The sequence below is a fragment of the Streptomyces sp. NPDC046759 genome (assembly GCF_040645475.1).
Lineage (GTDB): Bacteria > Actinomycetota > Actinomycetes > Streptomycetales > Streptomycetaceae > Streptomyces.
The window spans coordinates 133,751-159,281 of record NZ_JBEYYJ010000014.1; the positions used below are offsets into that span (position 1 = coordinate 133,751).

Here is a 25,531-nt window from a genome sequence, read left to right on the forward strand (position 1 = left end):
CCGACGGAGGAACTCGGCATCTGCCCGCACGCCGCGTCGGGGCGGGACGACATGTCGCGCCCTCGACTGTGCAGCCTTCAACGAGCTACGGACGCGCAGCGCACGCAGGTTTTCGCCGCCGGGCGAACTTCGAGGCGCTCCGTCGGGATCGGCTCACCGCATTGCTCGCAGCGCCCGTAGTCACCTCTCTCCAACCGTTCCAGGGCGCGATCGAGATCGTTCAGATGCTCGCGCGCCTGGGACAACAGGGCGGCGACGTGCGCCCGCTCGAAGGCCGTGCTCGCCCCCTCCGGGTCGTGCTCGTCGTCAATGGCAACCATTGCGTTCGCCTCGACGATCCCTTCGAACTCACGGCTGAGGGCGGATATCTGCTGCAGTGTGCCGACACGGTCGGCCGCGAGCAACGCCCGCATCGACTCGCCCCGGGGTGGGGGAAAAGCGGCATTGATGCATTGATCGCTTATATCGGAGGAAACCTCATTGTCTTGTGCCGAATTCCCGGGTGCTCGGGCGACGACGGCCTCAGCGATGACGTGGGCGGCCACGCTGGTACTGCTTCGGCCACGGGACGTCGTCACCGAGCACGTGAGCCGCGCGGAGCGGCCAGGCCGGGTTGCGCAGCAGTTCGCGCGCGAGCATGATCGCGTCGGCCGAGCGGTCCACGAGGATCTGGTCGGCCTGCTCCGGTGCGGTGATCAGGCCGACCGCGGAGACGGGCAGGGCCGCGCCTTCGCGGACGGTTCGGGCGAAGGGCACCTGGTAGCCGGGCTCCACTTCGATACGGGCGTTGTGGACGAGCCCGCCGCTGGTGATGTCCACCAGATCGACGCCATGGGCCACCAGGTGCCGCGACAGCTCGACCGTCTCCTCCGGGGTCCAGCCGCCGTCGGCCCAGTCCGTGGCCGAGAAGCGTACGAACAGCGGGCGGTCCTCCGGCCACTGCGCCCGTACGGCGTCGGTGACCTGGACCAGGAAACGGCTGCGCCCGTCGAGATCGCCTCCGTACTCGTCGCTGCGGTGGTTGGACAGCGGTGACAGGAACTGGTGCAGCAGATAGCCGTGCGCGGCGTGGATCTCCAGGACCTCGAAGCCGGCGGACAGCACCCGCGCGGCGGCCTCGCCGAAGGCCCGCACCAGAGCGCGGATGTCGTCCGCGCCGAGCTCCCGCGGGGCCGGCCAGTCGCCGAATGGCAGCGGTGACGGTGCGACCGTCTGCCATCCTCCGGCCTCCGGTTCGACGTACACGTCACCCTCCCAGGGCGGTGCCGTCGACGCCTTGCGGCCGGCATGGGAGATCTGGATGCCGGCAATGGCTCCCTGCCCGTGGACGAAGTCGGTGATCCGCTTGTACGCGGCGGCCTGCCCGTCATCCCAGATGCCGGCGTCGGAAGGGGTGATCCGGCCCTCAGGTTCCACTGCCGTGGCCTCCTGCATGACCAGGCCGGACCCGCCGCGTGCCAGGGAGCCGAGATGGACCAGATGCCAGTCCTGCGGATAGCCCTCGACCGAGCTGTACTGGCACATGGGGGCCACCCAGGCCCGGTTCGGGAAGGTCGTGCCGCGGAGGGTGAGCGGCGAGAAGAGACGGCTCATCGGCGGCCTCGCAGGAGGATGTGGGATGCCGGGTGCCTCGCAGCCGTCGAGCCGTGACGGCCGGGGTTCCTGCGGGGCGCCCCGCACGGGGGGTGCACCCCCGAGTACCCGGCCGCTCATGGCACACACCACCGGCCAGGCGTGCTCACCCGCGCGGATGTCCGGGCACGTGGGGGTCCCGTGCCGTGGTCGCGTGCGCACCCGGGTCGTCGTCCTGATCGCCCTCTTCGGCTTCTGGCTCTCGCACACCTTCCTGCCCCCTGTCGAGTCCGGCACGGTCCCGGAGTGAGCCGTCGTAACGGTCCACACACCTAGACGAGTAGATAAGGGGAGGGCGCGGTGTTCCTGCCAAGTACTCGGACAGCCCCCCGCCGGCCGACCACACCCACGCGCCGACCGACCCGGCCCCCGTCCGAGTCCGGAAGGCTGCGGGTGTCTCGGGCGAGCTGCATTTCCATGATCTGCGGCACACGGGCAACACGCTGGCCGCCCCGGCCGGGGCCGGCGCGCGGGACACGGCCGGTGACCGGCAGGTCGAAGGCCGTCAGTTCTTCGGTGACGGGTGCGAACGCCCCCTGCAGAAACGGGAAATGACGTCCCGTCACCTCCTTGCGGGTGCGTGCCGCCGCCCGGGGCGTCCTCGTTCCGGCGAGCGTGGCCGCCGCGGCGGGACCGGCCGTGCCGCGCAGCACGGTCCGCCGTGTGTGTTCCGCCATCGTGTGCACTCCTGACCGTCGTGGGTGACCGACGGCTCCGAGTCTGCGGCGGACGGCGCCCGGGATCAGGGGGCCCGGGGACCGTCCTGGGGTGGCGTCAGGCCCCGGTTGCGAGGAGCGTGACGAGTGCGCGTGCGGCGGGACTGGTGGACCGCTCCGGCGGCAGCAGGGCGACCGTCTCGTACTCGGTCTCGCTCGTGCCCTTGATCGGCAGCGCCGTCAGGGAGGGCCGCTTGTGCCGGAAGTGCCGGGGTACGACCGCGATCCCGAGGTTCTCGTCCACCAGGTCCAGCAGGCTGTGCACGTCGTTGACCTCCAGCGCGACGGTGCGCCGGACGCCTGCCGCGGCGAACGCGGCGTCGGTGGTGCGGCGCGGGCCCCAGTCCGGATGGAAGTCCACGAAGACCTCACCGGCCAGATCCTCCGGCGTCAGCACCGCGCCGGCCGAGGCCAGCCGGTGGCCGGGATGGCACAGAACGGTCATCGGCTCGCTCGTCAGCGACACCGACCGCAACTGGTCGCTGTCCGCCTGGGTGCGGTAGGCGAAGGCGAGGTCGAGCCGTCCGGCCCCGACCTCCTCGGCCAGCGCGCCGGAACCCGCCTGCCGCAGCCGGATCTCCACGTCCGGATGCCGGCCCCGGAAGGCGGCCAGCAGCCGGGCCACGTGCACCCCTGCGATGCACTGCTCGGTGCCCAGCGCCAGCGTGCCGCGGAGCACGCCCTGCACCGCCGCGACCGCCTCGTGCGCGGAGCGCACCTGCGCCAGGATGCGCTCGGCCTCCACCAGCAGCGCCCGCCCCGCCTCGGTCAGCGTCACCCGACGGGTCGTACGCACGAAGAGCGGTGCCCGCAGCTCCCGCTCCAGCGCCCGGATGGACGCCGACAGGCCCGACTGGGACACCATGAGGCGTTCGGCGGCCCGGGTGAAGTGCTGGTCCTCGGCGACGGCGACGAAGTGCTGGAGATGGCGCAGTTCCATGATTGAGAAGCCTAGCCGCTGAATTGCATCGGATTCTCCTGTTGGACCGCTGCCCGCCGGGCGGGGAAGAGTGGAAGCGGCCCCAGGAGCCGAAGGCTCCCGGGAGCCGGGAACACCGTGTGCCAACCCCTCTGGAGTCGCGTTGTACACCGCACACCCCGACCGTTACGCCGAGATGCCCCACCGGCGCACCGGACGCAGCGGACTGAAGCTCCCCGCGCTGTCCCTCGGTCTGTGGCACAACTTCGGCCCGGACCGGCCCGCCGAGACCCAGCGGGCCATCCTGCGCCGTGCCTTCGACCTCGGCGTCACCCACTTCGACCTCGCCAACAACTACGGCCCGCCGCCCGGCGCCGCCGAGTCCGCGCTCGGCGAGGCCCTGAAGGCCGACTTCGCGCCGTACCGCGACGAGCTGGTCATCTCCACGAAGGCCGGATACCTGATGTGGCCCGGCCCGTACGGCGAATGGGGCTCGCGCAAGTACCTGCTGTCCTCGCTCGACCAGAGCCTGACGCGCATGGGCCTGGACCACGTCGACATCTTCTACTCGCACCGTCCCGACCCGGACACTCCGCTGGAGGAGACGATGGGCGCGCTGCACTCGGCCGTGCAGCAGGGCAAGGCGCTGTACGTCGGTGTCTCCAACTACTCTGCGGAGCAGACCCGCGAGGCCGCCCGGATCCTCGCCGGCCTCGGCACCCCGCTCCTCATCCACCAGCCGCGCTACTCGATGCTCGACCGGCGCCCCGAGGACGAGGGCCTGCTCGATGCCCTGGACGAGCTCCAGGTCGGCTCCATCGTCTACTCCCCGCTGGAGCAGGGCCTGCTCACCGGCCGCTACCTCGACGGCATCCCGGAGGGCTCCCGCGCCGCGAGCGACAGCCCCTTCCTGAACTCGGACGCGGTCACCGAGGACCTCGTCGCCCGGCTGCGCTCCCTGGACGAGATCGCCAGGTCCCGCGGGCAGACCCTTGCCCAGCTGGCCCTGGCCTGGGTGCTGCGCGGTGGCCGGGTCACCTCGGCACTGGTCGGCGCGAGCAGCCCGCAGCAGCTGGAGGACAGCGTCGGCACCATCCGCAACCTGGACTTCGACGCCGGGGAACTGGCGCGGATCGACGCGATCGTCAGGCCGTAGGCCCTGATCAGGCCGGGAGCCGCTCGACCTCCCGGGGGCGGGGCCGGCGCCTCCGGGGCGACGGCGTACGGCAGCACACCGGGCAGCCCGGACACGGCCCGCCACTCGGTCTCGCCGCCGGGGGCCAGGGGGACTGATGGCGCAGTCCTCGCGGTGGACGCCGCCCGGTGCGTGCGGCCTCGGGCTGGTGGCGCACCGCGCTGGTCGCCGCTCCCTGCGCCACGGTCCTCTGCTGCCCCGCGGGGGTCGCGTACCGGGCGGCCCCGCCCGTCGATGGCCAGCCGCCCGCAGGGCTTCCTCGGTGAGATGCTGGACCAGGCCGGTGTCGATGATCCGGCCGGGCTGGACGGCGAAGGCCGCACGTCCTCCGACCGGCCGCGCCGGTCCAGTGCGGCCGGCGAGCGCCCGGTTCCGGCCCTGTGCCCGATGCATGCCGAGCCGGCGCACCCTTGGCCCCCGGAGGAACTGGCGTGGCCCGCCGCGCTGTCGCGGAGCACCTTCGCCGTGTGCTTCCGGGAGGCGGCGGGTGTGCCGCCGCTGACCTGTCCGCACGCCTGGGCGCACGTGCCTGGCCGCCCGAGCCCTGCGGCAGGACTCCGTCCCGGTGGCGGCACCGGGCCGCTCGGTCGGATACGGCTCGGTGAGGTCCTTGAGCAACGCCTCGCACCGTCGGGACGGCACCCCGCGGCCACCGGGAGACCGCCGTCAGTCGAGCCGTTCCGCCAGGCGCACGGTCACCGTGTCGCCCTCCTGCTTGCCGATCGCCTTGCGGACGTCGGCCTTCACGGGCAGCTTGTGCCTGCCGTCGCCGAGGGCCATGAAGGAACTCCGGAACGGGTGCCCGTCGACCGTGCCGCGCACCTTCACCAGGCCACGGGTGCCGAAGAACGCGGCCGAGCGCGGCCAGACCACGTACGTCCAGCCACCGTTTTGCCGGCTCCTCTCCAGGACCGCGGTGAACTCCACATCCACCGGACCGCTCTTGTGCATGGTGTTCCTCCGTGTTCCGCCGCGCGCGGCGCTCCGTCGGGCAATCGTTCGCCGGGACAGACCCCCGCGCGCGGCGGGACTCATCGGGGCCGGGCGGTGTCAGGCACCCGCCGGCACCCGGTCCAGGAAGCCCAGCACCTGCCGGATCCGGCCCTCCTCGTCCAGCGTGACGACGTCGGACCCGGCCACCGGCGCCGAGCCGTCGGCCTCGTTCACCAGCTCCCAGCCGAAGCGCGCGGTGTCGTGGTGGCCGTCGACCGTGCCCAGCGGGCGGAAGACGAACCCCGGGAACTGCTCGTGCGCCGCCGCGATCACGGCCGCGATGCCCTCGTGGCCCCGGACGTCGGCGAGGGGGTCGGTGTAGCCGCCGTCCACGGTCCACGCGGCGGCGACGGCCTTCTTCACCGCCTCCGGCTCGGGGGCGTTCCAGGCCTCGAAGTAACGGGCGGCGGCACTCTCGTAACGGTCGGTGTTCGCGGACATGGTGAATCAGCCTCCATCGAGGTCGAAACTGCTGCTCGGAGCCGGATCCGGGGCTTGGCCGATCCGGTGTGACCACCATGCCGGAGGGCCGGGGGCGGGTCGATTACCTGCCTGGTCATGCCGCGGCGCCCCCGCGCGCCGGTCCGTTCCGGCCAGAACCGGCGGTGAATATGCCAACAGACTGGCCGGAAAGTCATGGTGACAGTGTTTCGGGAGTGGCGATACTCGAACATCAGGGGCACTTCACCGCACCGGAGCCGCACGGAGAGCGAGGACCGAACCGGCACACCGGCGCAGCGACGGGGGAGTGAGGCGTGCACGACGAATTCCTGTGCCATGTCACGGCGTACGGCATGTGCGACGGCCGGCGCATCGGAGTACCGCTCGGCACCTACCGCGCGCCGACGCTGGCCCTGGCCCTGTGGTGGCTGCGCGACCGGGCGTCCTGGATCGCCGAGCGCCTGGACCCGAGCCCCGAGGGCCCCGCCTTCCCGGCGGGCGCGCTGGTGCCGGTCCCGGACGCGGTCGCCGACGTACCCGCCCTGCTGCGTGCCTGGTGCGCCGACGACGTCCGGCAGGAGCTGGTGGCCGACGAGCTGGCGGGCGGACGGCTGGTGCGGATCGCCGCCAGCGACGACACCACCGAGTACGAACTGCTCGCCGAGTCCGTCGACGCACTGCGCATGCAGCGCACCCTGCCGGCGCTCGTCGTGCCCGTCGCCTGACACGTGTCCACCGGCCGTGCGCGCCGGGCGCACATGTGAGCGAATCGGTAGAATTCTGGCCATGGCGGAGCGGCCGGTCGCCCCGACGGCGCCCGAACTCGTCCTGGAGACGGACACGGGCTCCACGGTCATGAGCCCGGGACACGACTACCACGTCGGACGCGATCCGTTGAGCGACATCGTCCTCGACGACGCGCGGGTCTCGTGGCACCACGCCGTGCTGCGCTGCGACCACGACCAGTGGACCCTGGCGGACCAGCACAGCACCAACGGCACCTACGCCGACGGCCGCCGGATCGCCGAGTGGGGCGTGCGCCCGGGCAGCGTGATCCGCTTCGGCAACCCCACCGACGGCCCCCGTGCGGTCCTCGCCGACGCCCCCCGGCCCGATCCCGGCCGTCCCTCCGCCGTGTCGCTGCCCCTGCTGACCGGCACCTTCCGCCGGCCCAGCAGCGTCCGCCCGCTGCCCGCGCGCACGGTCCGCATCGGCCGGGCCGCCGACAACGACCTCGTGGTCGACGATCTGATCGTCTCCCGCCGCCACGCCGAACTGCGCGCCCACACCGACGGCACGTACGAGATCGTCGACCTCGGCAGCCACAACGGCACCTACCTCAACGGCCGGCCCGTCACCCGCGCTCCCCTGGGCCCCGGTGACATCGTCGGCATCGGCCACTCCGCGTTCTGCCTGGCCGGCGACGAACTCCAGGAGTACGTCGACACCGGCGAGGTCTGCCTCGACGTCCAGGACCTCACCGTCACCGTCGGCGGCGGCAAGATCCTCCTCGACCACGTGTCCTTCCCCGTGGGGGAGAAGTGCCTGCTCGCGGTGGTCGGACCCAGCGGCGCCGGCAAGTCGACGCTGCTGAACGCCCTGACCGGACAGCGGCCCGCCGACCGCGGCACCGTCCTGTACGACGGCCGCGACCTCTACCGCGACTACGCCGAACTGCGCCAGCGCATCGGCCTGGTCCCGCAGGACGACATCCTGCACCCCCAGCTCACGGTGCGAGCCGCCCTCACCTACGCCGCCGAACTCCGCTTCCCCGAGGACACCGCGGCGGCCGAGCGGCGCGCCCGGGTGGACGAGGTCATCCGGGAACTCGGCCTCGAACAGCGCGCCGGGCAGCCCGTGCACAGCCTCTCCGGCGGACAGCGCAAGCGGGTCAGCGTGGCCCTGGAACTGCTCACCAAGCCCTCGCTGCTCTTCCTCGACGAGCCGACCTCCGGACTGGACCCCGGCATGGACCGGTCGGTGATGAACATGCTGCGCGGCCTCGCCGACGACGGCCGCACCGTCGTCGTGGTCACCCACAGCGTCCTCAGTCTCGGCGTCTGCGACCGCCTGCTCGTCCTGGCGCCGGGCGGCACGGTGGCCTACTACGGGACGCCCGGCGACGCCCTCCCCTTCTTCGGCTTCGAACAGTGGCCCGAGGCCTTCGAGGCCTTCGACCGCGACCCTGAGCGCGACTGGGCCAGGGAGTACCGCGAGTCGCCGTTCCACCGGCACTACGTCGCCGAGGCCACCACCCAGCCCCAGCACCCCGGTCCGGCCCCCGTCGCCCCGGCACCGCCGCCCCGCCCCCGCGGCCGGGGCGCCCAGCTCGGCACCCTGGTCCACCGCTACACGGCCGTCCTCAGCGCCGACCGCACCTTCCTGGTCGTCATGATCGCCCTGCCGTTCGTCATGGGAGCCATGGCCCGCGCCCTGGCGGGCGGCCGGCTCGTCCGGGACACCGCGATGAACGCGCTGCTCATCCTGTGCGTCGGCGCCGTGCTGACCGGCGCGGCCAACGCGGTGCGCGAACTCGTCAAGGAACGCGTCGTCTACCAGCGCGAACGGGCCGTCGGCCTGCCCCGGTCGGCCTATCTGATGTCCAAGGTCGTGGTGCTCGGGACGATCAGCGTCGTCCAGGCCGTCGTCCTCACCCTGGTCGCCCTCCTCGGCGTCGACCTCAACGCCCCCGGCGGCACGGGCGTGCTGCTGCCGCCGCTGGCCGAGATCACCCTCGCCGTCGCCCTGCTGGCGTTCACCGCGATGATGCTCGGCCTGCTGGTCTCCGCGCTGGTGCGCAAGGAGGAGGTGACGATGCCCCTGCTGGTGCTGCTCGCCATCGTCCAGGTCGTGTTCTGCGGAGCCCTGCTGAAACTCCAGGGCGTGCCCGGCCTCGAGGAGCTGTCCTGGCTCGTGCCCTCCCGCTGGGCGCTCGGCGCCATGGCCGGCACGGTCGGCCTGTCCCGGATCGTGCCCGGCCCGCTGACCACCGACCCCCTGTTCCGGCACTCGGCAGGCGTATGGCTGCTCGACCTGGCCATGCTGGTGGTGCTCTCCATCGGCTACGGGCTCGTGGTCACCCGGCTGCTGCGCCGGCGCGAGCCCGCCGTGATGCGGAAGTAGGCGGCACGATGACACAGACGCGGAAGCAGGCGCTTTGATGACAGAGACCTGGAAGTAGGCGCCCGATGGCAAGAGCGCCCAGCCCCGGATTCCAGCCCACGCACGTCGTGCCGCGTGGCGGCCTGCCCGCCTGGGAGGCCCCCGACCCGGCCCGGCCCACCGTGCCCCTCGACCCGCTGCTGCCGGTCGAGCTCGTGGAGCGGCGCGGCGACTGGGGGTACATCCGCTGTTCCAACGGCTGGGGCGCCTGGGTCGACGGCCGCCGGCTCGTCGCCGTACCCGAGGACCCGCCCGCCGCCGAGGGGCCCGCCGGCAGCGCCGATCCACGGCCCCTGCTCGCCCTTGCCGAACAGGCCCTGGCCGAGTACCGGTCCGCGGTCGAGGAGCTGGCGGCCGGCGACCTGGACGGCGAGGACTTCGAGGAGCGCACCCGGGGACTGCGGGTCGGGGTCGTCGTCGACGGGGAGGCCATGTGGCTGTACGACCCGCAGGAGGGGCGCTGGGTGTACGGCGACGGGCGGCGGCTGGCCACCTACGCCACCGACCGTGACGTCACCGGTGACGACGAGGTCGGGCACACGCCGACCCGACTGGTCGCGCCCGACGGTGAGCGCTGATGGCACGCGAGGCAGGCCTGTTCTCCGGCCGCCCCTCGGAGCTGATCGGCCGACAGGTGGCGAGCTACCGCATCGACAGCGAGATCGGGCGCGGCGGCATGGCCGTCGTCTACCGCGCCCGCGACCTGCGCCTGGACCGCACGGTCGCCCTGAAGCTGCTCGCCCCCGAGCTCGCCCGCAACGACACCTTCCGCAAGCGGTTCACCCACGAGTCCCAGGTGGCCGCGGCGATCGACCACCCGCACATCGTGCCCGTCTTCGAGGCCGGGGAGACGGACGGAGTGCTCTACATCGCCATGCGGTACGTCTCCGGCAGCGATCTGCGCCACCTCCTCGACCTGCGCGGACCGCTGCCGCCGCCGGACGCCGTGCGGATCGCGGCGCAGGTGGCCTCCGCCCTCGACGCCGCCCACGAGCACGGTCTGGTCCACCGGGACGTCAAACCCGGCAACATCCTGGTCGCGGAGGGCATCGACAGCGACCACCCCGAGCACGTGTACCTCACCGACTTCGGGCTCACCAAGAAGTCGCTCTCCCTGACCGGCTTCACCAGCGTCGGACAGTTCGTCGGCACGCTCGACTACGTGGCCCCCGAGCAGATATCCGGCCGTCCGGTCGACGGCCGCTGCGACGTCTACGGCCTGGCCTGCGTCGTCCACGAGGTCCTCACCGGCCACCCGCCCTTCCTCCGCGACGACGACATGGCCCTGCTGTGGGCCCACCAGTACGACGATCCGCCCCCGCCGAGCGAGAGCCGTCCCGGCCTCCCCCCGGCCGTCGACCCGGTCTTCGCCAAGGCGTTGGCCAAGGCCCCCGACGCCCGCTACGACACCTGCCTCGCGTTCGTCGCCGCCCTGCGGGCCGCCGTGACCCCCGGCGCCGGAACGGCCGGGGCACGTCCGGCCGCGGAGAGCGGCACCGAGACCGATCACACGGCGACCGGGGCACCGGGCCCTCCGCGGTGGGCCGGGCCGGTGTTCCGGTCCTAGGGGCCTAGGAGGGCTCCACCTCGCCGCGCCGGTGCACCGGCCGGGCCAGCAGGCCGCCCAGGAACCCGGCGACCAGCCCGCACAGCGCGCCCAGGCCCACCGCCTGCCACAGCTGCGGCCTCAGGAACAGTTCTCCGGACAGCCCGCCGCCGAGGTCGCCGATGCCGAGCAGGGAGAGTCCGTAGTGCGCGGAGATGCGGCCCGTCAGGCAGATCATCAGTACGGTCAGCGCCAGTGCCACGGCCAGACGGACGGCGTGCTGCCACAGGCGGATCCGGGCCGCTGAACCGGCCGCCATCCGGAAGGCCACGGCCAGCAGCAGGACCGCGTCCACCACCACCAGCCACCACCACCGGCCGTCGTAGTCGGTGAGCGAGCGCAGGTTCAGCGCGGAGACGTCCGGGGTGCGCAGGATCGCGTCCAGAACGTGCGGCATCGGCAGGCCGAACGGGCCGTCCACACGGCCGTTCCAGGTCGCCCCCAAACCGATGGTGAGGGCCAGCCAGGCCAGATTGGGCAGGCCGAGAAGGATCAGCGCAAGGGTCTGCGGGAGGCGCCCGTGGACGGCCACCGTGATCAGCGCGGTGGCGAGGCCGACGACGGTGTACGCGAGGAGCAGGACCACCATCGCGTGCGCCGCCGGGCGCACCGATTCCTGGAGACGCAGCAGCCGCCCCGGCAACGGTGCTCCGCGCGCGACCAGGAGCGCCAGCGTCAGCACCCCGGCCAGCCACAGCAGGCCGAACAGCACCGTCAGCGGCATGTCGGCGGTGAACCCGACCCTGGGCGCCGCGTCGAACAGCCCGGTCAGATCGCTGAGGGTGCCGCTGCCCACGTCGACGGCGAAGGTCTGCCGGGCGCCGAGGGCCAGGCCGATGAGCACCAGCAGCCACAGCACGGCGATCCGGGCGGCCCAGCCGGCCAGTTCCGCGGCCGAGGCGACCGCCCGGTGCCGCAGCGGGCGAAGAAAGGCGCCGCCGATCATCAGCGCACCCACGAGGGTCACCGACAACGGCATCACGGTGACCCCGGCCCGGGTCTGGGCCAGCGCGCCCGCGTTGCCGGAGAGTTCCACGCTGCCGCCCACCGCCGTGACCAGGGTCGCGGCCACCACTCTCGGGAAGGCGCCGTCCGGCAGGTCCACCGCTCCGGCCGCCCACAGGCCCAGCGCCGCGACCACCACCATGGCAGCCAGCCCGGTCAGCACCGCGGCCACGGCCTGCGCCCAGCCATGACGGGCGGCTGGCCGCGCGGAGACGGTTGGAGCGCTCACGGTTGCCACGCTAAGCAGCGACCGGGATCCCCGCCCGCCGGGTGGGCCGTCCGCGTCGGCTTGCGAGCGTCGCCACTCTGAGACACACAATGGGAGCAATGCGCAGCCAAATGCAGTAAATGGGATGTTTCCCACAAGAAGCCGCGTATCGCACCGCGTATCAGGACGATCGCGACGGGAAGAAGTGCTCGTGAGCGCCGAACCTCCGTCTTCCGGCCGCCCCACCGGGCCGCCCTCCGGCCCTCTGTCGGGCTCCAACCGGCCCCCCTCCGGACCACCGCCCTCCCAACCGCCGGGCAGCGGCGGGCACAAGGGGCCGCACGGGCCGTGGTGGAGATCCGTACCGCGGGTGGCGACCCTCACCGCAGCCGTCGTCGCCGCCGTGGCCCTCGCGGTCGTCTTCACCCGTCCGGGTGGCTCGCCCGTGAAGGGCGGGGAGGTCTTCCTGCAGTCCGCGAGCAGCCGCGGACAGGACCCGTTCACGGAGTCGACCGCCGAGCAGAGTTCCGCCGCGCCTCCGCCCTCCGCCTCCGCCCTGCCCTCGGGCACGGCCAACGCGGTACAGGGCGTGGAGGGCGGAGCGCCCGGTCTGTACGGCGGCACCCAGAGCATCCCGGCCTGCGACGTCGAGAAGCAGATCAAGTTCCTCCAGAGCGACTCGAGCAAGGAGAAGGCGTTCGCCTCCGTGGTCGGCGTCCAGCCGTCCGGTGTGCCCGCCTACCTGCGCTCGCTGACCCCGGTCCAGCTGCGCGTCGACACCCGGGTCACCAACCACGGGTACCGCGACGGAGCGCCCACCACCTACCAGTCGGTGCTGCAGGCGGGCACCGCGGTGCTGGTGGACGGCCACGGCGTGCCCCGCACGCGGTGCGCCTGCGGCAACCCGCTGACCCCGCCGGTCGCCCAGAAGGCCGCACCGAAGCTGGTGGGCCCCCACTGGTCGACGTACCGGCCCTCGAACGTGGTCGTGGTCACGCCCGCGCCGGCGGTCGTCAAGACGTTCGTGCTCTACGACCCCCACCACGACTACTGGATCCACCGCCGGCGCGGAGACCACGACTGCCGGCACGACCAGCACGCCAAGCCGCCGGCGTTCCCGCACCCCTGGAGCCCGTCCGCGGCGTGCCCGCCCGGCTCGCCGACGCCCTGCCGGTCCACACCGGGCAGGCCGAGCCCCTCGATGTCGTCGTCGACGAGCTCGCCCTCGTCCTCGCCGTCCAAGTCGCCGTCGAAGTCCCCGTCGAAGTCGCCTTCGTCTTCGCCGTCGAAGTCACCGTCGAAGTCGCCTTCGTCTTCGCCGTCGAAGTCACCGTCGAAGTCGCCTTCGTCTTCGCCGTCGAAGTCCCCGTCGAAGTCGCCTTCGTCTTCGCCGTCGAAGTCACCGTCCAAGTCGCCTTCGTCTTCGCCGTCGTCCTCCCCTTCGAAGCCCCCTTCGTCCTCGCCGCCGAAGCCCCCGTCGTCCTCGCCGCCGAAGTCGCCGTCGGAGTCGAAGCCCGCGCCGCCGAAGTCGCCGTCGACCGGCCCGGCCGCCACCGGACCGACGTCACCGTCTGCCGGCTCCCAGTCCTCCAGGACCCCCGGCGCGAAGTCCTCGGCGCCTGCGACCGGGACGTCCTCGGCCCCCTCGATGGAGAAGTCGTCGCAGCGGCAGACGCCCCCCTCCGTGCCGGCGTCCTCGAAGGCTTCTGGCCCCGCGCCTTCCCTGTCGGCGTCCTCGGAGGGTTCCGCGCCGGCGCCCTCCCTGCCGGTGTCCTCGCAGAATTCCGCTCCGGCGCCCTCGGAGAATTCCGCTCCGGAGTCCCCGGGGAATTCCGCTCCGGAACCCGCGACCCCCGAGACGCCCGTTGAGTCGGAGCTCACCCCCACTCAGCAGGAGCCGCAGGACTCGGCCGCCTCGTGAGCGGAAGCAGGCCCGCAGAAGCGTGACGATCGCCACTCTGCGCGGAGGGCGAACACCCTGGGGGACTGGCGAGCCGGACTTAGGGTACGAGGACAGGTGCGACAGGCGACCGGCCCGGTTCGGGCTTTCCGAGAGAGACGGCATGACCAAGTACCTGGGCGGGGCAGTGATACCGACTGGTTTCGACGTACCCGTGGAGCCGCTGCGGCGCGCGGCGCACTACACCGGTGAACCCGGATGCATCGCCGAGGCACGCGTCTTCGCCTCCCACTTCCTGGAGCAGCTGCGTACGGAATGGTGCGCGAGCGCCGATCGCCGCGCCGACGGCGAGCTGCTCCTGCTGGTGAGCGAGCTGGTCACCAATGCCGACCGGCACAGCAACGGCCCGTACATCCTGGAGCTGGAGGGTACGGACTGCGCCGTGACGGTGAGCGTCTACGACAGCAGCACCGCCCTGCCCCGCATCTTCCCCAAGGACCCCGAGCGCGTCGGACGGCACGGCCTGGAGATCGTGAAGGCCTTGGCCTCGGAGGTCACCGCCGAGCGCGTGCCCGTGGGCAAGCGGGTGCGCGCCCGCTTCGAACTGAACCGCTGAGGGCCGGGAGAGCTCGAGGGCCTCCCCGCCCGGCCGCGTCAGGCGCAGCCGAGCTCGCCGAGCATCCCCTGGCGCAGCCGCATGATGATGCGCTTGATCAGCCGGGACACGTGCATCTGGGAGCAGCCGAGCCGTTCCCCGATCTCCGCCTGGGTGGCCTCCTCGACGAACCGCAGATGGATGATCTGCCGGTCCCGCTCGCTGAGCTCGGCCATCAAGGGAGCGAGCGCGTGGAAGTCCTCGACGAGCCGCAGCCCCTCCTCCTCCACGCCGATGAAGTCGGCGAGCACCGCCTCGCCGTCCTCCGCCCCGTCACCGGTGAGGGCGGCGTCCAGGGAGGCGGAGTTGTACCCGTTGGAGGCGAGCTGCGCCTCGACCACCTCGTCCGTGGAGATGTTCATCAGCGTCGCCAGCTCGGCCACCGTCGGGTCCCGGTCCAGCCGGCTGGACAGCTCCTCGCGTGCCTTCGCCAGCTCCACCCGCAGCTCCTGGAGCCGCCGCGGTACGTGCACCGCCCACGTGGTGTCCCGGAAGAACCGTTTGATCTCACCGACGATGTACGGCAGCGCGAAGGAGGTGAACTCGACCTCGCGGGCCAGTTCGAACCGGTCGATGGCCTTGATCAGTCCGATCATGCCGGTCTGGACGACGTCCTCCATGTCGTCGCCGCGGCCCCGGAACCGTCCCGCCGCGAACCGCACCAGCGACATGTTCATCTCAATGAGGGTGTTGCGCGCGTACTGGTACTCGTGGGTGCCCTCTTCCAGCTCGGTCAGGCGGCGGAAGAACTGGCGGGACAGCTGCCGTGCGTCACGTGGTGCGACGGACGCTGGGTCCGTGATGCCAGGCAGTGACCCTTCGCCCGTCCCGTACTGCTCGGTCCTTTCGGTGACCTCTGCTTCCGGCCGGATCCCGGTCTTCATCGCCCTCTCCCACTCCCACGTAAGTCACGGTTCACGTGTGCCGCGACAGCGTCTGTAGATGTCCGTCAGTAGATGTCCCTCTTCGGCCGGATGCCCGAATACCCGGAATCCGGCGATCCATGCGTGCTCGCGGTACCGCTCACGGCCCGGGTACCCCCGGTCACGGCCCGCATGCATGAGTCGATGCTTGGTGGCGGAAAATGGACGTGCCGCGTCCGAACGGCCCGTTTTCCCTCAGGGCGCAATCCCGGACCCTTGTCCCACGGACCTCGGCTCCTAGGCTGACGGAGATGAGCAACCAGGTGAGCGACGAAGCCCGAGTGATCCCCCTGCGACCGGTGCCCGCCCGTTTGGCGGACCCGGCGGCCGAGCGCGCGCGGAGCAAGGAGCCGCTGTGGCGTGATCTGGTCGGTGAGGTGCTGCGCCGTGAGCGACGGGCGCAGGACCGCACCCTCAAGGACGTGGCCGACGCGGCCAGGATCTCGCTGCCCTACCTGTCGGAGATCGAGCGCGGCCGCAAGGAGGCCTCCTCGGAAGTCCTCGCGGCCGCGGCCCACGCCCTCGGCCTGGGGCTCGGGGACCTGCTGTCCCTGGCCCACGGCGAGCTGACCCGGCGCACGACTGCGCACCACCGCCGGGCCGCCGCCCCGCCCCGCAGCCACAACGGCCTCTGCCTGGCGGCCTGAGCCGCGCCCCAGGGCTGCCCCCTCAGGAGGCAGCGAGGCAGCCCTTGGCCGCCCGGTCCGTTCGCGGTCCGGTCGCGGGGCGGTCGGCCGGTGATCGGATCACTTCCGCCGGAGCTGCCGGAAGAACGCCCGGACGTCGTCGACGAGCAGGTCCGGCTCCTCCAGGGCCGCGAAGTGGCCGCCCCGGTCGAACTCCGTCCAGCGCACGAGGTTCTCGGTCCGCTCCGCCTTGTGCCGCAGCGGCACCTGGAGCTCGGCCGGGAAAAGGGCCAGCCCGGTGGGAGCTGTCGACGGCTCGGCCGGCCGGGCCGACCGCTCGCCCGTGGCGTGTGCCCGCTCGTAGTAGATGCGGGCGGACGATCCGGCCGTACCGGTCAGCCAGTACAGCATCACGTCGGTCAGCAGCCGGTCCCGGTCCACCGCTTCCTCCGGCAGCTCCTCGCAGTCCGTCCAGTCACGGAACTTCTCGACGATCCAGGCGAGTTGACCGACGGGCGAGTCCGTCAGGGCGTAGGCGAGGGTGTGCGGCCGGGTGGACTGCAGGACGGCGTACCCGGTGCCCTCGCGGGACCACTCGGCCCACCGGCGCCAGGACAGCAGCGTCCGCTCCCGCTCCTCGGGGCCGAGCGCGGCCAGTTCCTCCTCGGTGGGCTCGGTGGCCGCCTGGGCGCCCGGCAGCAGATTGAGATGGACGCCGATCACCCGGTCGGGATGCGCCCGCCCGAGCTCGCGCGAGATCGCCGCGCCCCAGTCGCCGCCCTGCAGCCCGAATCGCTCGTAGCCGAGCCGCCGCATCAGCTCCACCCAGGCGCCGGCCACCCGTCCCGCCTCCCAGCCCGGCTCGCTGGTGGGCCCGGACAGCCCGAAGCCGGGGATGCTCGGCACGACGAGATGGAAGGCGTCGGCCGCGTCCGCGCCGTGTGCCACGGGGTCGGTGAGCGGGCCGGCCAGGTCCAGGAACTCCACGATGGAGCCCGGCCAGCCATGGGTGATCATCAGCGGTGTGGCGTCCGGCTCCGGGGAGCGGATGTGGGCGAAATGGATACGTGCCCCGTCGATCGAGGTGGTGAACTGCGGCCAGCGGTTCAGCTCGGCCTCGGCGGCCCGCCAGTCGTACTCGTGCCGCCAGTACCGCACCAGCTCCCGCAGATAGCCGGCCGGGACGCCGTACTCCCAGCCGGCTCCGGGCAGCTCGGCCGGCCAGCGGGTACGGTCGAGCCGGTCGTACAGGTCGTCGAGGTCGCTCTGCGGGACCGAGAGCCGGAAGGGGTCGATGCGTTCGGCCGGTGTGGAGGTCATGATCCGGATGCTAGGCGCGGAGGCGACTCGCCCGTCGGGATTGTGAGGAGGCGACTCACCCGTCGGGATTGTTCGGCGGCCCGGCCGATGAGTTTCGGCGCGAGGACCGGTCGACACGGATGACGACGTTCCCCGCCCAGGAGGTGCTCATGACCACCGACGGATTCCTCACGTGCCTGTGGTTCGACGGCCAGGCCCAGGAGGCCGCCGAGTTCTATGTCTCGGTCTTCAAGAACTCCGGCATCGGCCGCGTCAGCCGCTACCCCGAGTCCGGGCCCGGTGAGACCGGCTCCGTGCTGACCGTCGAGTTCACGGCCAACGGCCACAAGTTCGTCGCCCTGAACGGCGGCCCCCAGTTCAAGTTCAACGAGGCCGTCTCCTTCCAGGTCCTCTGCTCCGACCAGGAGGAGATCGACTTCTACTGGACCAGGCTCACCGAGAACGGCGGCGAGGCCGGCCCCTGCGGCTGGCTCAAGGACCGGTACGGCGTCTCCTGGCAGATCGTCTACGACCGGCTGCCCGAGATGCTGCACGGCCCCGACCCGGAGGGGACCGCCCGCGTCTTCAAGGTCATGATGGGCATGGGCAAGCTGGACGTGGCCGAACTGGACGAGGCGTACGCGGGGGAGTAGCGGACCGGCACCGTCACCCGGCCTCGGTGAGAATCTCGGTGATGACGTGCCGGGAGTTCTCCGCCAGGGCCGGGTTGGTGTCCCAGTAGTACGGCAACTGGATCAGCGAGATCGACAGCGCCCAGCCTCGCCCTCGTGCCCACTGCGCGTCGTCCGCGCCGACGGCCTCGCGGAAGGTGCCCCGGACGGAGGCGGGCAGCAGGTTCCAGGCCACGATCAGATCCACGGCCGGGTCGCCCACCCCCGCACAGCCGAAGTCGATGACGGCACTCAGCCGGCCCCCGTCGACCAGCACGTTCCCGGGGGAGAGGTCTCCGTGGGCCCACACCGGCGGCCCGGCGTGCTCCGGGACGCGCAGGGCCTTCTCCCACAGGGCCGTGACCGCGCCGGTGTCGATACGCCCGCCCAGTTCTGCGACGGCCGCGCGGGTGGGCTCGTCCCGGTCCCGGAGGGGGCCGCCCCGGTAGCCGAGCGGTGCGTCCTGCGCAGGGATCCGGCGCAGCGCACGCACGAACGCCGCGAGGTCCTCGGCGAGCCGCCGAGGCTCCCGGACGCTGCCGGCCACCGGATTGCGGCCGTCCAGCCAGCGGTGGACCGACCAGGACCAGGGATAGCCCTCGTCCGGCTCGCCGGTGCCCACCGGCTCGGGGACGGCGACCGGCAGCAGCGGGCCGAGCCGGAGCAGCCAGCGCTGCTCCAGCGTCAGGTCCTCGGCGGCGCCGGGTCGCCGGGGCAGCCGTACCAGCAGGTCGCCGCCCAGCCGGAAGATGGCGTTCTCGGTCCCATGGGACGCGAGGCGGCGCACGGGCAGTGCGGCCCACTGCGGAAACCGGCGCGTGATCAGACGGTGGACCAGCGGGGCGTCGAGGTCGACCTCGTCCGCGTGCATCTTCGGCGCAGTGGGGCTTTCGTGGGCGCTCATCGCAGCCCATCCCAGCGCCCCGGCGCCCTCGCCGTCCACGGAATTTCCCGGTCTCAGACCCGGTCGGCCGCGATCAGCAGGTACTGGAAGCTGCCGTTGCGGTAGGCGTCCAGGAACGTGTCCTCGATGCCCGTCACCAGATGGTCGGCCTGCCTGCGCAGCTCCCAGTACGGGATCGTCGCCTCGGTCAGGTCCTGGACGTGGACCGGCACCAGGCGGTTGCGGGCCATCGCCCTGAAGTACTCCGAACGCGGGTGGATGTCGCAGATGTAGTGGGCGTTGATCAGCGACACCTCGCGCGAGGCCCGCCCATAGGTGTCGTTGTAGCAGCCGGTGATCACCACATAGCGCCCGCCGCGCCGCAGCAGCCGTGCGTGCTCGGCGAACAGCAGGTCAAGCTCGACGTACATGGTGGACTCGTTGTTCCACGACGCCGCGTACGCGCCGGTCTCGAAGCCGGTGTCGAGCATGTTGCGGTGGTGGTAGCGCACCTTGTCGTCGATGCCGCGGGCGCGTGCCTGCTCGTTCGCGAACTCGGCCTGCTTGGCGGAGATGGTGACGCCGTCGGCGTGGCAGCCGTGGCGCAGGTGTGCCACGACACTGCCGCCGCCGCGGCCGCAGCCCGCGTCGAAGACCCGGTCGGCGGGGGTCAGCGGCCCCAGGTGCGAGGCGAGCAGTTCGGCCTGCGCGTGTTCCAGACGGTGCAGTTCGGCGGTCACGCGGTCCCGGCGCCGGGCGGGATCGGGCTCGTCGAGCACCGACCCGTCGGCCGCTCCGATGCCGTAGTGGTGGTGGTACAGGTCGTCGATCCTGCCGAGTTCGAGGTTGACCGGGTTCTCCTCGGCGTTCCAGTAGTCCGCGACCCGGCTCTGGTAGGTGGACTGGGCGGGGACCGGAACGGGGGTGGTCCGGGCGACGGGGGCAGTGGTCAACGGTGGCTCCTCGTGGCGCATGTGGCTCTTCCGAAACGGCGTACGGTGCGGTTACCAGTAGTCGGGCAGGTGGTAGCGGTGGGTGTTGGTGGCGTGCCACTCGTGGTTGCCCGACACCCAGGCGGCGAGCCCCCGGGCGTAGCGCTCCACCAGCGGCGAGGTGGCGGACAGCAGGGCCGATTCCTCCTCGAAGGCCGCCATGATCCGGTTGTGGATCTCGACGGACTTCAGATAGGCGGCCTTCAGTCCGCGCCGTTCGTCGGCGGCGACGACCTGCGGCAGGTTCAGATGCGTGGGATCGCTCGCCAGCTCCTTGGTGAAGGAGTACAGGTCGTTGACGATCGTGGTGGCGTTGCAGGCGAGGGCGGTGATCCGCTGGATCTCCGGCCGGGCGTAGAGCTGTTCGGGCAGTTCGTAGCCGTCCACGGCGTCGACGACGGACAGACAGGGGCGGAAGTTGTTGAACTGCCGCATCACCAGGTACTCCCAGACCCGCGGCATGTACCGCGTCTCCGCCCAGGCGGCCTCGGCGAGGTACCCCAGGTGCAGCCGCGCGATGTCGTGCACGAACCGGTCGGTCTGGCTGGGCGTGGCGAAGCCGGCGAAGTCCTCCAGGGCGAAGTGGTACGAGCGCAGCGGCCCGTCGGCCCGCATCCCCTCACGCCACTCCTCCTCCAGCTCAGGGATGCCGTGATAGGGGTCGAGCGCCGACTGTGCCATGATCAGCCGGCCGCCGAGGCCGCGGCGCGCTCCGCCCCGGCCCTCGTCCTCCTCGCAGTAACAGGAGTCGACGATGTTCTCCGCGAGCAGCAGCTTCCCGGCGGCCGTCAGACGGTCCAGGTCCAGCGCGCCCGGATGCTGCAGTACGACGGCCCGGCCGAACTGGAAGCCGGAGAAGTCCCCCTTCCAGGCTTCCGGGAACAGCTCCAGGCTCCGGGCCCAGGTCTCCAGCCGGCGGTCCACCTCAGCGGCCTTGACCGGGTCGGCGGGGACGGCCGGCCGGTGGTGCAGCCCGGGGACGGCTCCGGTACGGGGGCGGCGTCGCAGGCTCCCGGCGATGTCGGGCGGCCCGGGCAGCGTGTACGACGGCGCGGATGCGCTCGTGGCGGTCTCGGACGTCATTCGGGCAACCGCCCGATCTGGACGTTCTCCAGGATCCCGGCCGCGTCGGGCACGAGGATCGCCAGCGAGTAGTAGGCGGTCACGAGGTAGCTGATGATCGCGGCCGAGTCGATGCCCATGAACCGGACGTTCAGGCCCGGCTGGTACTCCTCCGGGATGCCGGTCTGGTGCAGCCCGATCACGCCCTGGTCGGCCTCACCGGTGCGCAGCGCGATGATGCTCGTGGTGTGGTCGTCGCTGATGGGGATCTTGCCGCAGGGGAGGATCGGCACCCCGCGCCACGCCGGTACCTCGTGGCCGTCGACGCTCGCGGTGCCGGGCACCAGACCGCGCCGGTTGCACTGCCGGAAGAACGCCGCGATCGCCTTGGGGTGGGCGAGGAACACCTTGGTCTTGCGCCGCATCGACAGCAGCTCGTCCATGTCGTCCGGCACCGGGGGCCCGGTGAAGGTGCTGATCCGCTGGCCGTAGTCGACGTTGTGCAGCAGCCCGAACTCCCGGTTGTTGACCAGCTCCCACTCCTGGCGCTCGCGGATCTCCTCGACCGTGAGCCTGAGCTGCTGCTGGGTCTGGTCCATCGGGTGGTTGAAGAGATCGGCGACCCTGGTGTGCACCCGCAGCACGGTCTGGGTGAGGGACAACTCGTGCTCGCGCGGGGCGAGTTCGTAGTCCACGAAACCGCCGGGCAGTGTGGGCTCGCCGACATGGCCGGCCTGCACCGGCACCTCGGCCTCGCCCTTGCGGTTCGTCGGCCGCTGCTGCCGCTCGACATATGCCTGGAGATGGGCTGCCAGCGAGGGTACCCGCCCGGTGAACTCCTGCACGACGGCCCAGGGCAGCGCGAGCACCACGCCCGCCGTCTCGGCCCGCACCGAGGTCAGCCACAGCGGGTCGGACTGGCCCACCGCCTCGTCCCCCATCTGGTCGCCGTCGGTGACGACGCCGGTGATCTCCTCGTCGCCGTACTTGCCCGCGGTATACCGGGTGAACCGGCCGTGCACGACCAGGTAGGCCTCGGTCACCGGCTGGCCGGCCTCGAACAGCACCTGCCCGGCGCGTACCTCCCGGGACTGGAAACGGCCGGCGATCTCCCGCAGGACGTCGGTGTCGGCGTAGCCGCGCAGGATCGGCAGCTCGGTCAGCGTCTCCGGGATGACGCGGATGTCGTCGGCGCCGTTCTGCTCGAAGTGCACCCGGCCGCGCCCCGTGCGCAGCGTCAGGCGACGGTTGACCCGGTAGGCGCCGCCCTTGACGTCCACCCACGGCAGGGTCTTCAGCAGCCATCGCGAGGTGATGGCCTGCATCTGCGGCTCGGACTTGGTGGTGGTGGTGAGCTGGCGCGCCGCCCGGGTGCTCAGGCTGGTGAGCTGCCCCTCGGCCGCGGGCTCGGGGACGGGCTCGTCGACGGCGGAACCGGTCTCGGTGTCCGGAGTGGTCACATTCCCTCCAGCGGAGCTGCGTGCGAACAGGGGGGCCGGATCGGTGGGTGGTGAGCGTGGTGGTCCTGCACCCGGGCCAAGCCAAACAGTGCTGGTGGGACGCCCGATACAGCGCGAAGGGGGCGGATCCCGGCAGACAGGGGCGTAAACCCGCTGATCGGGGCGCGACCGGCAAACGGCGTTTTCAGGCGCCGGTGCACTGCGCCCCCGGCCGGCGGTCCCGCGCGCCGGTGTGGTGCGCCCCCGGAGCGAGGTGCGCAGGTCAGGCGGACCGCTCGTTCGGCGCGCGGGCCGACCCGGGGATGGCTAGCGTGAGCTTCGGGAGACAGCACCTTCAGGCGGGGGACCATCCGTACGGGACAAAGACCAGGAGGACCGCGAGCATGGCCGTGCAACCCGAGGGAACGCCCTGTTGGGCCGATGCGATGTTCAGCGACGTGGAAGGAGCCAAGCGGTTCTACGCCGACGTCCTCGGCTGGACCTTCGGCGAGTCGTCGTCGGAGTACGGCAACTACACGCAGGCCTACGCGGACGGCAAGGCGGTGGCCGCCGTCGTCCCGCCCATGCCCGGCCAGGAGGGGCAGTCGCAGTGGTGCCTGTACTTCGCCTCGCCGGACGCCGCCGCCACCGCGCAGAAGATCAGGGAGAACGGCGGCGAGGTGCTGATGGAGCCGATGCAGGTCGGCGACTTCGGCACGATGTGCCTGGCCCGCGAGCCCAGCGGCGCCGTCTTCGGCGTCTGGCAGGCCGGCCGCCACGAGGGCTTCGAGGCGACCGCGACCCCCGGTGCCTACTGCTGGGCCGAGGTCTTCACCCGTGAGCCCGAGAAGGCGGACACCTTCCTCGCCGCCGTCTTCCCGTACCGGATGAAGGACATCGTGGACGACGCGGTGGACTTCCGGATGTTCGACGTCGGCGAGGACACCGTCCTGGGCCGGATGCGGATGACCGACGACTTCCCGCCCGAGGTGCCGTCCTACATCAACGTCTACTTCGCCGTCGGCGACTGCGACGAGGCCGTGGCCCGCGCCACCAAACTCGGCGGTGTCCTCCGCTTCGGGCCGATGAGCAGCCCCTTCGGCCGGTTCGCGGCCCTCAGCGATCCGCAGGGAGCGAACTTCTCTGTGATCGACATCACGACCACGGAGGGTGAGATGCCGAAGGTCAAGGACGTCTGACCGCCCGCGACGGCGTCCGGCCCGGCCATGGCATGATCGTGCGTATGCATGAACGTGTGGTGGCCGCGTGCGACGGGGCTTCGAAGGGAAACCCCGGACCGGCCGGATGGGCGTGGGTGGTGTCCGACGACGAGCGGACCGCCGCCCGCTGGGAGGCGGGCCCGCTCGGCCGGGCCACCAACAACGTCGCCGAACTCACCGCCCTGGAGCGGCTGCTCACGGCCGTCGAGCCGGATGTGCCGCTGGAGATCCGCATGGACTCCCAGTACGCGATGAAGGCCGTCACCACCTGGCTGCCCGGCTGGAAGCGCAACGGCTGGAAGACGGCCGCCGGCAAGCCCGTCGCCAACCAGGACCTGGTGGTCCGCATCGACGCGCTCCTCGACGGCCGCTCGGTCGAGTTCCGCTACGTGCCGGCCCACCAGGTCGGCGGCGACCCCCTGAACGACTTCGCCGACCGCGCCGCCAGCCAGGCGGCCTCCGTGCAGGAGGCGGCGGGCAGCGCGCTCGGCTCGCCCGAGCCGCCTGCGTCGCCCGACACCCCCAAGGCGGCCGCCCCCCGCGCGAAGGCGCCGCGCCGCACCGGCGGCGGAGCGTCCTCGCGCACCATCAAGGCGAAGTTCCCCGGCCGCTGCCTGTGCGGCCGCGCCTACGCGGCCGGCGAGTCCATCGCGAAGAACGCGCAGGGCTGGGGCCACCCGGAGTGCCGTACCGCCGGGACCTGATCAGGAGTCGAAGGTGTAGAACTTCGTGTGGTCCAGCAGGTCCGCCGGGCGCACGTCGTTCCACGGCTTCATGGTCTCGTCCAGGTCCACCACGTCCGGTGTGCCGCCCGTCGGCACATACCCCGCGCCCGGGTGCCGGCGCTGCCACTCGGCCCACAACTTGTCGACGTAGGCGTGGTGCAGCCAGAACACGGGGTCGTTCGGGGAGGCACCGGTGGCCATGTGGCCGCCGACCCAGACGTGCACCCGGTTGTGCAGATTGACCCCGCGCCAGCCCTCCAGATTGTTGCGGAAGCCGTCCGAGGCGCTGTTGTACGGGGCCATGTCGTACGCCGCCATCGACAGCACCGACTCCACCTCCGCGGGCGTCGGCAGCGCACGCGCGGCCGTGCCGAGCGAGCGGCGCAGGAAGGTGCGGCCGTCCACCCGGACGGTGATCGGCCAGTTGCCGGCCGACGCGGCGAACGGCCCGTCCGTGACCCTGCCGTCCGAGCTGCGCCCGGTGCCACCGAGGAAGTCCGGCGCCCACAGCGCGGCGCGCGGCGTGCGGTCGGCGCTCCAGTTCCAGTACGGCAGCGCGACGGAGGAGTCCACCGACTGCAGCGCCTGCTCGAAGTCGAGCAGGAATCTGCGGTGCCAGGGCAGGAACGACGGCGAGCGGTGGCCGGTGCGCTCACCGTCGTCGGTGTCCGACATGATGAACTCGTTGTGCGTGCGGACGAACTCGTCGTAGCGTCCGTTGCGCTTGAGTTCGAGGACGGCGGCTGTGAACCGCCGCTTCTCGTCGGCGGTCAGGGCGGCCTGGTTCTTGCGTACGGTCATGGTGCGCGATGCTCCGGAAGTCCTTGCGGGGGCGGTCAGTTGGCGGGGAAGGACAGCAGCGCTGCGCCCTGCAGCTCGTCGACCGCGGCACGGGCGGCGGCGCGCGGGGTGCTCACCGGGTCGTAGTGGCTGACGACGCTGATCCAGGTGCCGTCGGCGTTCCGCATCAGGTGCAGCTGCACGCCGTCGACCAACACCTGGTAGCCGCCGCCGTGTTCGTGGTGGTGTCCGCTCCCGCTCACCGGACGGCCCTGTATCCGGCGGCCCTTGTAGACCTCGTCGAAGGTCCCCGGCATCGGCATCGGACGGTGGTGGCCGGCGGCCGATGCCACGGGTGCCGCGAGGGTGGTGACGGCGGCCGTCGTGGCGAGTGCCGCCGTCGCGGTGAGCGCGCGACGCCGGGTGATGTCGGGCATGCGGATCCTCCTGGAGGGTGTGCGGGTGGTGACGGCGTATGC

At 72.0% G+C, this 25,531-nt stretch carries 27 protein-coding genes and 1 pseudogene; 12 read left to right on the forward strand and 16 right to left on the reverse strand.

All coding sequences use genetic code 11. From position 1 onward, the window contains the following. Positions 1-77 precede the first annotated feature (77 nt). Entirely contained in the window at positions 78-413 is a 336-nt protein-coding gene (locus ABZ919_RS20445; RefSeq protein ID WP_361249758.1) for a TraR/DksA C4-type zinc finger protein, read from the reverse strand. 109 nt (positions 414-522) lie between these two features. Further along, entirely contained in the window at positions 523-1,593 is a 1,071-nt protein-coding gene (locus ABZ919_RS20450; RefSeq protein ID WP_361249527.1) for an NADH:flavin oxidoreductase/NADH oxidase, read from the reverse strand. Positions 1,594-1,711: 118 nt separating this feature from the next. Between ABZ919_RS20450 and ABZ919_RS20455 the strand changes: the two genes are divergently transcribed. Continuing rightward, positions 1,712-1,882, forward strand: coding sequence for a hypothetical protein (locus ABZ919_RS20455; protein WP_361249765.1), 171 nt, complete (start codon positions 1,712-1,714; stop codon positions 1,880-1,882). Positions 1,883-1,904: 22 nt separating this feature from the next. Here the strand turns inward: ABZ919_RS20455 and ABZ919_RS20460 are convergent, their stop codons facing one another. Both ABZ919_RS20460 and ABZ919_RS20465 read right to left on the reverse strand, forming a co-directional pair. Beyond that, the gene (locus tag ABZ919_RS20460; RefSeq protein WP_361249530.1) at positions 1,905-2,309 is read right to left on the reverse strand and encodes a hypothetical protein; all 405 of its coding nucleotides are present in this window, start codon (positions 2,307-2,309) and stop codon (positions 1,905-1,907) included. 97 nt (positions 2,310-2,406) lie between these two features. After that, entirely contained in the window at positions 2,407-3,288 is an 882-nt protein-coding gene (locus tag ABZ919_RS20465) for a LysR substrate-binding domain-containing protein (protein WP_361249533.1), read from the reverse strand. 142 nt (positions 3,289-3,430) lie between these two features. On the opposite strand from ABZ919_RS20465, the gene mgrA reads away from it, so the two are divergent. Beyond that, positions 3,431-4,423, forward strand: a complete 993-nt coding sequence (mgrA, locus tag ABZ919_RS20470) for an L-glyceraldehyde 3-phosphate reductase (protein ID WP_361249535.1) — start codon at positions 3,431-3,433, stop codon at positions 4,421-4,423. Positions 4,424-5,128: 705 nt separating this feature from the next. Here mgrA and ABZ919_RS20475 read toward each other — a convergent pair. Both ABZ919_RS20475 and ABZ919_RS20480 read right to left on the reverse strand, forming a co-directional pair. Then, positions 5,129-5,413 (reverse strand): DUF1905 domain-containing protein, encoded by a 285-nt coding sequence (locus tag ABZ919_RS20475; RefSeq protein WP_361249538.1) that lies wholly within the window; start codon positions 5,411-5,413, stop codon positions 5,129-5,131. Positions 5,414-5,512: 99 nt separating this feature from the next. Next, positions 5,513-5,896, reverse strand: a complete 384-nt coding sequence (locus ABZ919_RS20480) for a nuclear transport factor 2 family protein (protein ID WP_361249540.1) — start codon at positions 5,894-5,896, stop codon at positions 5,513-5,515. A 314-nt stretch (positions 5,897-6,210) separates the two neighbouring features. Between ABZ919_RS20480 and ABZ919_RS20485 the strand changes: the two genes are divergently transcribed. From ABZ919_RS20485 to ABZ919_RS20500, 4 genes are all read left to right on the forward strand, one after another. Continuing rightward, complete coding sequence (locus ABZ919_RS20485; RefSeq protein WP_361249543.1) at positions 6,211-6,621, forward strand: hypothetical protein; 411 nt, start codon at positions 6,211-6,213, stop codon at positions 6,619-6,621. A gap of 61 nt (positions 6,622-6,682) precedes the next feature. After that, positions 6,683-9,019 carry an FHA domain-containing protein gene (locus ABZ919_RS20490; RefSeq protein WP_361249545.1) on the forward strand — a complete coding sequence of 779 codons (2,337 nt, stop codon included), beginning with the start codon at positions 6,683-6,685 and terminating at the stop codon, positions 9,017-9,019. Between the two features lie 65 nt (positions 9,020-9,084). Then, complete coding sequence (locus ABZ919_RS20495) at positions 9,085-9,636, forward strand: hypothetical protein (protein ID WP_361249547.1); 552 nt, start codon at positions 9,085-9,087, stop codon at positions 9,634-9,636. Next, positions 9,636-10,625, forward strand: a complete 990-nt coding sequence (locus ABZ919_RS20500; protein ID WP_361249549.1) for a serine/threonine-protein kinase — start codon at positions 9,636-9,638, stop codon at positions 10,623-10,625. Before ABZ919_RS20495 ends, ABZ919_RS20500 begins: the two co-directional genes overlap by 1 nt. Positions 10,626-10,629: 4 nt before the next feature. Here the strand turns inward: ABZ919_RS20500 and ABZ919_RS20505 are convergent, their stop codons facing one another. Next, positions 10,630-11,898 carry a streptophobe family protein gene (locus ABZ919_RS20505; protein WP_361249552.1) on the reverse strand — a complete coding sequence of 423 codons (1,269 nt, stop codon included), beginning with the start codon at positions 11,896-11,898 and terminating at the stop codon, positions 10,630-10,632. Between the two features lie 124 nt (positions 11,899-12,022). On the opposite strand from ABZ919_RS20505, the pseudogene ABZ919_RS20510 reads away from it, so the two are divergent. Continuing rightward, positions 12,023-12,889: pseudogene (locus ABZ919_RS20510) on the forward strand (DUF6777 domain-containing protein); the annotation flags it as partial. A gap of 35 nt (positions 12,890-12,924) precedes the next feature. Here ABZ919_RS20510 and ABZ919_RS20515 read toward each other — a convergent pair. Further along, positions 12,925-13,758, reverse strand: a complete 834-nt coding sequence (locus ABZ919_RS20515) for a hypothetical protein (RefSeq protein WP_361249767.1) — start codon at positions 13,756-13,758, stop codon at positions 12,925-12,927. A gap of 182 nt (positions 13,759-13,940) precedes the next feature. Between ABZ919_RS20515 and ABZ919_RS20520 the strand changes: the two genes are divergently transcribed. Further along, on the forward strand, positions 13,941-14,393 hold the full coding sequence (locus ABZ919_RS20520) for an ATP-binding protein (RefSeq protein WP_361249555.1): 453 nt from the start codon (positions 13,941-13,943) through the stop codon (positions 14,391-14,393). 38 nt (positions 14,394-14,431) lie between these two features. Here the strand turns inward: ABZ919_RS20520 and ABZ919_RS20525 are convergent, their stop codons facing one another. Then, entirely contained in the window at positions 14,432-15,316 is an 885-nt protein-coding gene (locus ABZ919_RS20525) for an RNA polymerase sigma factor SigF (protein WP_361249558.1), read from the reverse strand. Positions 15,317-15,606: 290 nt separating this feature from the next. Between ABZ919_RS20525 and ABZ919_RS20530 the strand changes: the two genes are divergently transcribed. Further along, a complete protein-coding gene (locus ABZ919_RS20530; RefSeq protein ID WP_361249561.1) occupies positions 15,607-16,002 on the forward strand; it encodes a helix-turn-helix transcriptional regulator in 396 nt (131 codons plus the stop codon). A gap of 99 nt (positions 16,003-16,101) precedes the next feature. On the opposite strand, the gene ABZ919_RS20535 is transcribed toward ABZ919_RS20530, so the two are convergent. Continuing rightward, positions 16,102-17,301 carry an epoxide hydrolase family protein gene (locus ABZ919_RS20535; RefSeq protein ID WP_361249564.1) on the reverse strand — a complete coding sequence of 400 codons (1,200 nt, stop codon included), beginning with the start codon at positions 17,299-17,301 and terminating at the stop codon, positions 16,102-16,104. 149 nt (positions 17,302-17,450) lie between these two features. Here ABZ919_RS20535 and ABZ919_RS20540 point away from each other — a divergent pair, with 149 nt between their 5' ends. Continuing rightward, a complete protein-coding gene (locus ABZ919_RS20540; RefSeq protein WP_361249760.1) occupies positions 17,451-17,933 on the forward strand; it encodes a VOC family protein in 483 nt (160 codons plus the stop codon). A 13-nt stretch (positions 17,934-17,946) separates the two neighbouring features. Here the strand turns inward: ABZ919_RS20540 and ABZ919_RS20545 are convergent, their stop codons facing one another. The 4 genes from ABZ919_RS20545 to ABZ919_RS20560 are packed head-to-tail and all read right to left on the reverse strand — an operon-like array spanning position 17,947 to position 22,348. Then, positions 17,947-18,855, reverse strand: a complete 909-nt coding sequence (locus ABZ919_RS20545; RefSeq protein WP_361249565.1) for an aminoglycoside phosphotransferase family protein — start codon at positions 18,853-18,855, stop codon at positions 17,947-17,949. Positions 18,856-18,908: 53 nt separating this feature from the next. After that, complete coding sequence (locus ABZ919_RS20550; RefSeq protein WP_361249568.1) at positions 18,909-19,787, reverse strand: geranyl diphosphate 2-C-methyltransferase; 879 nt, start codon at positions 19,785-19,787, stop codon at positions 18,909-18,911. 51 nt (positions 19,788-19,838) lie between these two features. Further along, positions 19,839-20,909: a family 2 encapsulin nanocompartment cargo protein terpene cyclase gene (locus ABZ919_RS20555; RefSeq protein WP_361249572.1), complete on the reverse strand. Its 1,071-nt coding sequence runs from the start codon at positions 20,907-20,909 to the stop codon at positions 19,839-19,841. After that, positions 20,906-22,348, reverse strand: coding sequence for a family 2B encapsulin nanocompartment shell protein (locus tag ABZ919_RS20560; RefSeq protein ID WP_361249574.1), 1,443 nt, complete (start codon positions 22,346-22,348; stop codon positions 20,906-20,908). Before ABZ919_RS20560 ends, ABZ919_RS20555 begins: the two co-directional genes overlap by 4 nt. Before the next feature lie 383 nt (positions 22,349-22,731). On the opposite strand from ABZ919_RS20560, the gene ABZ919_RS20565 reads away from it, so the two are divergent. Both ABZ919_RS20565 and ABZ919_RS20570 read left to right on the forward strand, forming a co-directional pair. Continuing rightward, the gene (locus ABZ919_RS20565) at positions 22,732-23,526 is read left to right on the forward strand and encodes a VOC family protein (RefSeq protein WP_361249577.1); all 795 of its coding nucleotides are present in this window, start codon (positions 22,732-22,734) and stop codon (positions 23,524-23,526) included. A 32-nt stretch (positions 23,527-23,558) separates the two neighbouring features. Then, positions 23,559-24,251, forward strand: a complete 693-nt coding sequence (locus ABZ919_RS20570; protein ID WP_361249580.1) for a ribonuclease H — start codon at positions 23,559-23,561, stop codon at positions 24,249-24,251. Here ABZ919_RS20570 and ABZ919_RS20575 read toward each other — a convergent pair whose 3' ends face one another. Together ABZ919_RS20575 and ABZ919_RS20580 are read right to left on the reverse strand one after the other, a co-directional pair. Continuing rightward, on the reverse strand, positions 24,252-25,073 hold the full coding sequence (locus ABZ919_RS20575; protein WP_361249582.1) for a tyrosinase family protein: 822 nt from the start codon (positions 25,071-25,073) through the stop codon (positions 24,252-24,254). It lies immediately after the preceding gene. A gap of 35 nt (positions 25,074-25,108) precedes the next feature. After that, the gene (locus ABZ919_RS20580; protein WP_361249585.1) at positions 25,109-25,489 is read right to left on the reverse strand and encodes a tyrosinase cofactor; all 381 of its coding nucleotides are present in this window, start codon (positions 25,487-25,489) and stop codon (positions 25,109-25,111) included. Between the last annotated feature and the right edge of the window lie 42 nt (positions 25,490-25,531).

What these genes read in the sequence shown, in the direction of transcription:
- ABZ919_RS20525 (WP_361249558.1), bottom strand. Translation starts at nt 15,316, where the DNA reads ATGAAGACCGGGATCCGGCCGGAAGCAGAGGTCACCGAAAGGACCGAG.
- ABZ919_RS20465 (WP_361249533.1), bottom strand. Translation starts at nt 3,288, where the DNA reads ATGGAACTGCGCCATCTCCAGCACTTCGTCGCCGTCGCCGAGGACCAG.
- ABZ919_RS20580 (WP_361249585.1), bottom strand. Translation starts at nt 25,489, where the DNA reads ATGCCCGACATCACCCGGCGTCGCGCGCTCACCGCGACGGCGGCACTC.
- ABZ919_RS20500 (WP_361249549.1), top strand. Translation starts at nt 9,636, where the DNA reads ATGGCACGCGAGGCAGGCCTGTTCTCCGGCCGCCCCTCGGAGCTGATC.
- ABZ919_RS20445 (WP_361249758.1), bottom strand. Translation starts at nt 413, where the DNA reads ATGCGGGCGTTGCTCGCGGCCGACCGTGTCGGCACACTGCAGCAGATA.
- ABZ919_RS20460 (WP_361249530.1), bottom strand. Translation starts at nt 2,309, where the DNA reads ATGGCGGAACACACACGGCGGACCGTGCTGCGCGGCACGGCCGGTCCC.
- ABZ919_RS20480 (WP_361249540.1), bottom strand. Translation starts at nt 5,896, where the DNA reads ATGTCCGCGAACACCGACCGTTACGAGAGTGCCGCCGCCCGTTACTTC.
- ABZ919_RS20535 (WP_361249564.1), bottom strand. Translation starts at nt 17,301, where the DNA reads ATGACCTCCACACCGGCCGAACGCATCGACCCCTTCCGGCTCTCGGTC.
- ABZ919_RS20450 (WP_361249527.1), bottom strand. Translation starts at nt 1,593, where the DNA reads ATGAGCCGTCTCTTCTCGCCGCTCACCCTCCGCGGCACGACCTTCCCG.
- ABZ919_RS20540 (WP_361249760.1), top strand. Translation starts at nt 17,451, where the DNA reads ATGACCACCGACGGATTCCTCACGTGCCTGTGGTTCGACGGCCAGGCC.
- ABZ919_RS20530 (WP_361249561.1), top strand. Translation starts at nt 15,607, where the DNA reads ATGAGCAACCAGGTGAGCGACGAAGCCCGAGTGATCCCCCTGCGACCG.
- ABZ919_RS20495 (WP_361249547.1), top strand. Translation starts at nt 9,085, where the DNA reads ATGGCAAGAGCGCCCAGCCCCGGATTCCAGCCCACGCACGTCGTGCCG.
- ABZ919_RS20475 (WP_361249538.1), bottom strand. Translation starts at nt 5,413, where the DNA reads ATGCACAAGAGCGGTCCGGTGGATGTGGAGTTCACCGCGGTCCTGGAG.
- ABZ919_RS20570 (WP_361249580.1), top strand. Translation starts at nt 23,559, where the DNA reads ATGATCGTGCGTATGCATGAACGTGTGGTGGCCGCGTGCGACGGGGCT.
- ABZ919_RS20555 (WP_361249572.1), bottom strand. Translation starts at nt 20,909, where the DNA reads ATGACGTCCGAGACCGCCACGAGCGCATCCGCGCCGTCGTACACGCTG.
- ABZ919_RS20575 (WP_361249582.1), bottom strand. Translation starts at nt 25,073, where the DNA reads ATGACCGTACGCAAGAACCAGGCCGCCCTGACCGCCGACGAGAAGCGG.
- ABZ919_RS20520 (WP_361249555.1), top strand. Translation starts at nt 13,941, where the DNA reads ATGACCAAGTACCTGGGCGGGGCAGTGATACCGACTGGTTTCGACGTA.
- ABZ919_RS20455 (WP_361249765.1), top strand. Translation starts at nt 1,712, where the DNA reads ATGGCACACACCACCGGCCAGGCGTGCTCACCCGCGCGGATGTCCGGG.
- ABZ919_RS20490 (WP_361249545.1), top strand. Translation starts at nt 6,683, where the DNA reads ATGGCGGAGCGGCCGGTCGCCCCGACGGCGCCCGAACTCGTCCTGGAG.
- ABZ919_RS20565 (WP_361249577.1), top strand. Translation starts at nt 22,732, where the DNA reads ATGGCCGTGCAACCCGAGGGAACGCCCTGTTGGGCCGATGCGATGTTC.
- ABZ919_RS20545 (WP_361249565.1), bottom strand. Translation starts at nt 18,855, where the DNA reads ATGAGCGCCCACGAAAGCCCCACTGCGCCGAAGATGCACGCGGACGAG.